Origin of the sequence: Streptomyces sp. NPDC058964 (genome assembly GCF_042741275.1) — a bacterium.
GTDB lineage: Bacteria > Actinomycetota > Actinomycetes > Streptomycetales > Streptomycetaceae > Streptomyces.
Genome location: NZ_JBHYKH010000461.1, coordinates 3062 through 7287, shown reverse-complemented (window position 1 = coordinate 7287; position 4226 = coordinate 3062). Strand labels below are relative to the sequence as shown.

General features: G+C 74.0%; 7 protein-coding genes and 1 pseudogene. 2 read left to right on the top strand and 6 right to left on the bottom strand.

The window, feature by feature from the left end:
- Positions 1-474, top strand: a pseudogene (locus ACFW2E_RS37000) (cytochrome b/b6 domain-containing protein); the annotation flags it as partial.
- A gap of 18 nt (positions 475-492) precedes the next feature.
- Here ACFW2E_RS37000 and ACFW2E_RS36995 read toward each other — a convergent pair.
- The 4 genes from ACFW2E_RS36995 to ACFW2E_RS36980 are packed head-to-tail and all read right to left on the bottom strand — an operon-like array spanning position 493 to position 2239.
- Positions 493-1137 (bottom strand): DUF6286 domain-containing protein, encoded by a 645-nt coding sequence (locus tag ACFW2E_RS36995; RefSeq protein WP_384473456.1) that lies wholly within the window; start codon positions 1135-1137, stop codon positions 493-495.
- The gene (locus ACFW2E_RS36990; RefSeq protein WP_384473454.1) at positions 1134-1517 is read right to left on the bottom strand and encodes an Asp23/Gls24 family envelope stress response protein; all 384 of its coding nucleotides are present in this window, start codon (positions 1515-1517) and stop codon (positions 1134-1136) included. Before ACFW2E_RS36990 ends, ACFW2E_RS36995 begins: the two co-directional genes overlap by 4 nt.
- Entirely contained in the window at positions 1514-1708 is a 195-nt protein-coding gene (locus ACFW2E_RS36985; protein ID WP_384473452.1) for a hypothetical protein, read from the bottom strand. The genes ACFW2E_RS36990 and ACFW2E_RS36985 overlap by 4 nt, the downstream gene beginning before the upstream one ends.
- A gap of 45 nt (positions 1709-1753) precedes the next feature.
- Positions 1754-2239: an Asp23/Gls24 family envelope stress response protein gene (locus ACFW2E_RS36980; RefSeq protein ID WP_384473449.1), complete on the bottom strand. Its 486-nt coding sequence runs from the start codon at positions 2237-2239 to the stop codon at positions 1754-1756.
- 89 nt (positions 2240-2328) lie between these two features.
- Here ACFW2E_RS36980 and ACFW2E_RS36975 point away from each other — a divergent pair, with 89 nt between their 5' ends.
- The gene (locus tag ACFW2E_RS36975; RefSeq protein WP_384473446.1) at positions 2329-3099 is read left to right on the top strand and encodes a nucleopolyhedrovirus P10 family protein; all 771 of its coding nucleotides are present in this window, start codon (positions 2329-2331) and stop codon (positions 3097-3099) included.
- Between the two features lie 12 nt (positions 3100-3111).
- Here ACFW2E_RS36975 and ACFW2E_RS36970 read toward each other — a convergent pair whose 3' ends face one another.
- Positions 3112-3915, bottom strand: coding sequence for an enoyl-CoA hydratase/isomerase family protein (locus ACFW2E_RS36970; RefSeq protein ID WP_384473443.1), 804 nt, complete (start codon positions 3913-3915; stop codon positions 3112-3114).
- A 146-nt stretch (positions 3916-4061) separates the two neighbouring features.
- Positions 4062-4226 (bottom strand): helix-turn-helix domain-containing protein (locus tag ACFW2E_RS36965; protein WP_384473461.1); only part of this gene is annotated, 165 nt, incomplete at its 5' end.

Below are 4226 nucleotides of genomic sequence, written 5' to 3'. Positions count from 1 at the left end.
CAGGTGGCCTCGCGCTGGCGGGCCATGCACATGCTGGCCTACCCGGCGTGGTGCCTGGCCCTGCTGCACGGGCTCTACGCGGGTCGCGCGGCGAAACCGCTGTTCACGGTCCTGTACGCGCTGTCCGTACTCGGCGTCATGGCGGCCCTGGCGCTGCGCGCGGCGCCCCGCCCGGTCAAGCGCGGGGTCGCCGCCCGGATCGCCGCCCTCCTGGGCACCGAGGAGCGGGTGGCCCGCGAGGAACTGGAGGAGAGCCGACTTCGGGCCACGGCCGCCGCGCTGCCCGGCTACGGGAGCGGGGGGGGGGGGGCGGCGCCGGGCCCCCCCGCGCCCCCCGGGCCCGCGCGCCATGTCGCGGGGGCCGCCGGCGGGCCCCCCCCCCCCCGGGGGGCCGCACGCCCAGGCCCACGGTCAGCACCGAGCCGCCGAGGACGACCAGCACCAGTCCGACGACTCCGATCACCACGCGGTTGACCGCCCTGAGCACCGTCCTCACCCCTTCCGTCCGGGCCGCGCGATCCGCAACGACAGCGCGGGAGGCCGGGTCAGGCCGAGCCCCCTGATCGCCTCATTCAGCGTCAGGTCCAGGTCCGCGCGCACCTCGTCGAGGTCACGGAAGTGCGAGACCGCGCGCACGTCGGCCCTCCTGCGTCGCATCCGCACCCGTACCGCCCGGACCCCCGCGATCTCCATGGCCCGGTCGCGCAGCACCTGGGCGGCCGCCTTGCGCTGCAGTCCGGCCCGGACGTCCGTGTGCGGGCGCCGCATCGGCAGCAGGTCCCGCAGACCGGGCGTGACGGCGAGCACGATCAGCCACAGGCCCAGCGCCGCCGCGACTCCGGCGCCGACCAGCACCCAGGTGTCGTCGAGGGGCCGCTGGGCGAGTTGCCCGGCGAGGTCGCGGCGCCAGCGCATGGCGGGCTGGTGGGCCCGTACGGCGGCGATGTCGTACAGGAAGGCGCCCGCGCAGATCAGGAGCAGCAGGGCGACGATGCCCGCGGGAAGGCGGCGCGCCGACCAGAAGCGGCCACCGGGCTCGCCGGCCTGTTCCGCGGCCTCCGGAGGGAGAGCCTCGGGCTCCTTCTCCAGGACCGGCAGTGGCCGGGTGCCGTTCTCGGACTTCTGGGGCTCGCTCATCTCGGCCTCCCCTGTTCCATGCCCTGCGGGTGCGCCAGATGCAGCCGCTCCACCTGGACGGCGACCTCCGGCACCTCCATTCCCACCAACGCGCCTACCCGCTCCACGACATGGCGACGCACCGCAGCGCAGCGGGCGCCGATGTCGGTCGGGTAGTCGAGTTCGAGGTGGACCCGGACCCGGGCCGTCTCGTGGTGGACGGTGACGGTGGCCTGCGGTGCCGCGACGTCCTCCGTCCGCGGTCCGACGGCCTCGCGTGCCGCCTGCGCCGCGATCTTCGCGACGACCCGGTCGGCGATCCGGATCGCGCCGCGCTCGCCCGGTGCCACCGCGGTCAGGGGTCTGCGCTGCTCACCGGTCCCGCTGCCCACGGACGTCACCGTCGCCGTTCGCGCCGGTCGTCGCGGGTGCGGAAGAAGTCACCCAGCTCCAGATCACCCTCCAGGAACCGTCCGACCACGAATCCGACGACGCCCAGCGCCGCCACCAGCAGGAAGGCTCCGAACCCGCCGAAGTACCCGGCGAAGCCCAGGGCCATTCCCGCGATCATGCCGACCACGGCCATGCTCATGCTGCGCTCCTCAGCTCCTCAGCCGTGCTTGTCCGGTCGTCGGCGTCACTGGAGCCGGGGCTCCGGCTCCTCGTCCTCTTCCTCCGGGAGCTTGACGTCGCTCACCGCGATGTTGACCTCGACGACCTCGAGGCCGGTCATCCGTTCCACTGCCGTGATCACGTTCTCCCGAACGTCCCGGGCCACGTCGCCGATGGACACGCCGTAGTCCACGACGATCTCCAGGTCGAGCGCGGTCTGCACCTCGCCGACCTCGGCCTTCACTCCGCGGGTCACCGACTTCGAGCCGCCCGGCACCCGGTCCCGTACGGCCCCGAAGGTCCGCGACAGCCCGCTGCCCATGGCATGGACTCCGAGCACGTCCCGCGCGGCCAGTCCGGCGATCTTCTCCACGACGCCGTCGGCGATGGTCGTCCGCCCCCGGCTCGACGGGTCCCCGCCGCCTCGTCCGGTGGCCTTGCGGGTCTGCACCGGCGGCTGCGTGTCGCCCTGGGGGGTCGTCGTCCGGTTCTGCTCCGTCATGTCGGTCATGGCCGTACGTCCCTTTCGGTCGTCGTCCCCTCCACCCAAGGTAAGCGCGGTTGCTCGGTCGCGCGCCGGGGATGCGGCAGGCTGGAGCAATGACGGCGGACCGATGGACACAGGCGGTACGGCACCGGCCGGGGCCCGGCAGGCTGCTTCCGCTCGGCGGAGCAGGTGACGGCGCGTGGATCGCGGAGGCTGCGGCCGGCGCGGTGCTGCGGCGCGCGGCGGCGGAGGTGCCGGGGGTGCGTCCGGGGCGGCTGCGGATCACGCTCGCCGATCCGGCGGACACGCGGGAGCCGGTCGTACCGGCGCCGGCGAGCGCGTTGCCCCCGGGCTCCCTCCGGGTGACGGCGGACTTCGCGGCCACGGCGGCCGAACCCCTGCCGGCGACGGCGTCCCGGCTGCGGCTGGCGCTGGCAGAAGCGGCGGCGCAGCGCCTCGGCCTCACGGTGACGGAGGTCGACCTGCGCGTGACGGATCTGCTGGAGCAGAACCGCGAGCAGGTACATGACGAGGTACACGAGGAGGAGCGGGAAGAACGGCGGGAGGCGGGACCGGCGGACGGTCCCGCGCAGCCCGCGCGGCCACGCGAGAGCACGCGGCCGGACGAGGCGCGCGCGGCAGCGGCGGCCCTTGCCGTCCCGGGCGTGAGCCATCTGGCCGATGCCCTGTGCGGACCGGGCCGTGCGGTGCACATCGAGGAACGGCGGGAAGACGCCGCGCTGTCGCACCGCCACGTCCGGGTGGAGGTGGCGGTGGACGGGCACCACCGGGCTCTCGACGTGGCCCGGCAGGTGCGCGCGGCCGTGCGGGAGTCGCTGGACGATCACCCGACGGTGGCGGTGCTGGTCACCACCGTGGGCTGAGAGCCCGGTGGCTCACTCGCCCACGCCGGCCAGATCCCGCAGCCGACGGGCCTGTGCCTGCCGTTCCGCGGCGCGCTGCTCGTCGTACGTACGACCGCCGGCACCCCGCAGCAGGGCCTTGGTCTCGACGACGGCGTCCCGGGGCGCGGCGAGCAGGGCCGCGGCGAGGTCCCGGACCGCGCCGTCGAGCTGTTCGACGGGCACGGCGAGGTTCGCCAGCCCCGAACTCACGGCCTCCTCGGCGTGCACGAACCGCCCGGTCGCGCAGATCTCGAGCGCGCGGGCATATCCGACCAGCCCGACCAGCGGATGCGTACCCGTCAGGTCGGGCACGATTCCGAGGCTCGTCTCGCGCATGGCGAACTGCACGTCGTCCGCGACGACACGCAGGTCGCAGGCGAGGGCGAGCTGGAAGCCGGCCCCGATGGCATGCCCCTGGACGGCGGCGATGGACACGATGTCGTTCCGCCGCCACCAGGTGAAACCCTCCTGGTACTCGGCGATGGTCGCGTCCAGACCGGCGTCGTCGCGGCGCGCGATGTCGGTGAAGGTCGGCTCGCCCGGGATCCCCTCCGGGGTGAACATCTGACGGTCCAGCCCGGCGGAGAAGGACTTGCCCTCGCCGCGCAGCACTACGACCCTGACGGAGCCCGGCAGGGCCCGCCCGGCCTCGGCCAACGCCCGCCACATCGCTGGGCTCTGGGCGTTGCGCTTGGCCGGGTTGGTCAGCGTCACCGTGGCGAGCGCGTCGTCGACGGTGAGCCTTACTCCGTCCTTGTCGAGTACAGGTGCGAGGTCCTGGTCGGGCGAAGCCATGGGGCGCCTCCGATGGGTGCGGTCATCCTGTGCACCGTACGACGTCGAGACGTACAACCGCACAGCTAAGTGACTGCACAGTAACCACCCGGCCGATCACCCGACCGACCGGGTGGCCACCATCGAAGCCGATGGACCGCCCGAGGTCAGGACGAAGCGGCCTTCTTGCCCCGAGTCGCTCCGCCACGCCCACGCAGCGTGACTCCCGACTCACTGAGCATCCGGTGTAAGAATCCATACGAGCGGGCGGTGGCCGCGGCCAGCGCCCGGGTTGTCGCGCCGGAGGGGTGGGTGTGGGTGAGGGGGGGCGG